Consider the following 2,059-nt stretch of genomic DNA (forward strand, 5'->3'; position numbering starts at 1 on the left):
TACTCACCACTTGCAGAAGTGGGAGTCTCAACTCAGACTGAGATGAAATATACAAATAAGAACTTTCTTGTGTCAAATTCAAGAAGCATTCCTCTCTTAACACTCAGTTAATCAAGATTATTATGTTTCATTACCTTAATTTCCTAGTTTGTTCCAGATTTATCTTCCAGCTCCGGTGTTCCACGCATCTGAATCAGTGGACCGCCTGTCTTTTCAATATATGCCTCTGTAATGGTAACAGCACCTATATTGTCATCTTTCGGAATCTCATACATGATATCCAGCATAAATTCCTCAATGATGGAACGCAGTGCACGAGCTCCCACGTTTTTCTCTTTGGCACATTTTGCAATGGCACGTAATGCACCATCGTCAAACTCCAGTTTTACTTCATCCATAGCCAGCAATTTCTGATACTGCTTAATGATCGCGTTTTTCGGCTCTTTCAGAATCTGTACCAGCATATTCTCAGACAATGCATCCAGTGAAAACAGAATCGGCAGACGTCCGATAAACTCCGGGATCATACCAAATTTACGGATATCCTCTGTGGTCACCTGACGAAGCAGATTTTCTTCTTTATCATATTTATCCTTCAGATCTGCCTGAAAACCGATGGACGCATGTTCATTCAAACGCTCTTTGATGATGTCCTCCAGTCCCGGGAACGCACCACCGCAGATAAATAAAATATTTGAGGTATCAATGGTTGTCATCGGAACCATGGCATTTTTACTGGTTGCTCCGATCGGCACTTCTACTTCCGCGCCTTCTAACAGTTTCAACATTCCCTGCTGTACGGATTCACCGCTGACATCACGCTGTGTCGCATTTTTCTTCTTGGCAAGTTTGTCAATTTCGTCGATAAACACGATGCCGCGCTCTGCTTTTTCCACGTCGTTATCTGCTGCTGTCAGTAGTTTGGACAGTACACTTTCAATATCATCGCCTATGTAACCAGCTTCTGTCAGGGAAGTTGCATCTGCGATAGCAAGCGGCACATCCAGAAGTTTTGCCAGTGTTTTTACCAGATAAGTCTTACCGCAACCGGTCGGTCCAACCATTAGCATGTTGGATTTTTCAATCTCGACACCATCTGCATTTGCTTCAGCACCTGCTGCCACACGTTTGTAATGATTGTAAACAGCTACTGACATCACTTTTTTCGCATAATCCTGACCAACTACATAATCATCCAGACTTGCTTTAATCTTGTGTGGTGCAGGAATTTTACGGATATCTAAAACCGGCTCTTCTTTCTTTTTCTCTTTCGTTTTTTTCTTCTTTACTTTCTGCTGATTGCCAAACGGCAGGTCAGACATATTTACAAACTGAATGTTCGGCATCTTTCCGCTGGAAAGCATATCTCCGATATTAATGTCACCCAGTCCCGGGATTCCCGGCATCTGTCCCATGGTATCAAAGGTCTTCTGCATACAATCCTGACAGATTGCCATATTCGGAGCCACATGGATCAGTTTGCCAGCTTTGCTTGCCGGACGTCTGCACATTGCACAGAACTCGTCAAAATCATCGGATTTTTCATGCTCCTCTGCGTGATCGTCTGTCACTACCTCACCGGTCTCTACCGGAGTCTCGGTTGTCTCGTTTTTCTCAGATACAGCCTCGTCTTTTTCGTCTGTATCTACTTCTCTGTAATCGTTATCTATCATAAAAATTTCTCCATTCGTCTGTATTTTCCTCAAAAATGCCGTTGAGACTTTTTTATCTTACCATAGATTGACGGTTATTTTCAACTGTACTTACCTCATTTAATAAAAGGTTTATGTTTCGGGTAATTGTGTGATTTATAATTTTAGTTAGTGAAGGCGCCAGTCATCACTCTTACCTCTGCCGCTAACAATCGCTTACAGAGGAAAGAGTGCCTGCCTGGCGCCATATACGTTTCGCTAAATTCACAAACTGAATTAAGACCTCCTGGAATTTTTCTCAAGGAGCGATTGTTAGCGACTGAGACAAAATTCCAGGAGGTCCTATCATAACCTAAATCAGTCAAGCGGATATTCGCAATCCGCTTCGCTACTTGCTCATAACCGAA

Annotated in this window: 2 protein-coding genes; both read right to left on the reverse strand. The window is 42.7% G+C overall.

The features are described from left to right. Window positions 1–143: 143 nt before the first annotated feature. A complete protein-coding gene (gene clpX, locus LG34_RS16350; RefSeq protein ID WP_109217025.1) occupies window positions 144–1,673 on the reverse strand; it encodes an ATP-dependent Clp protease ATP-binding subunit ClpX in 1,530 nt (509 codons plus the stop codon). Between the two features lie 143 nt (window positions 1,674–1,816). Continuing rightward, window positions 1,817–2,059, reverse strand: a 243-nt coding sequence (locus LG34_RS16980; protein WP_207657039.1) for a hypothetical protein, incomplete at its 5' end; no start/stop codon positions are given.

It is taken from the genome of Eubacterium ramulus (genome assembly GCF_003122485.1).
Lineage (GTDB): Bacteria > Bacillota > Clostridia > Lachnospirales > Lachnospiraceae > Eubacterium_I > Eubacterium_I ramulus_A.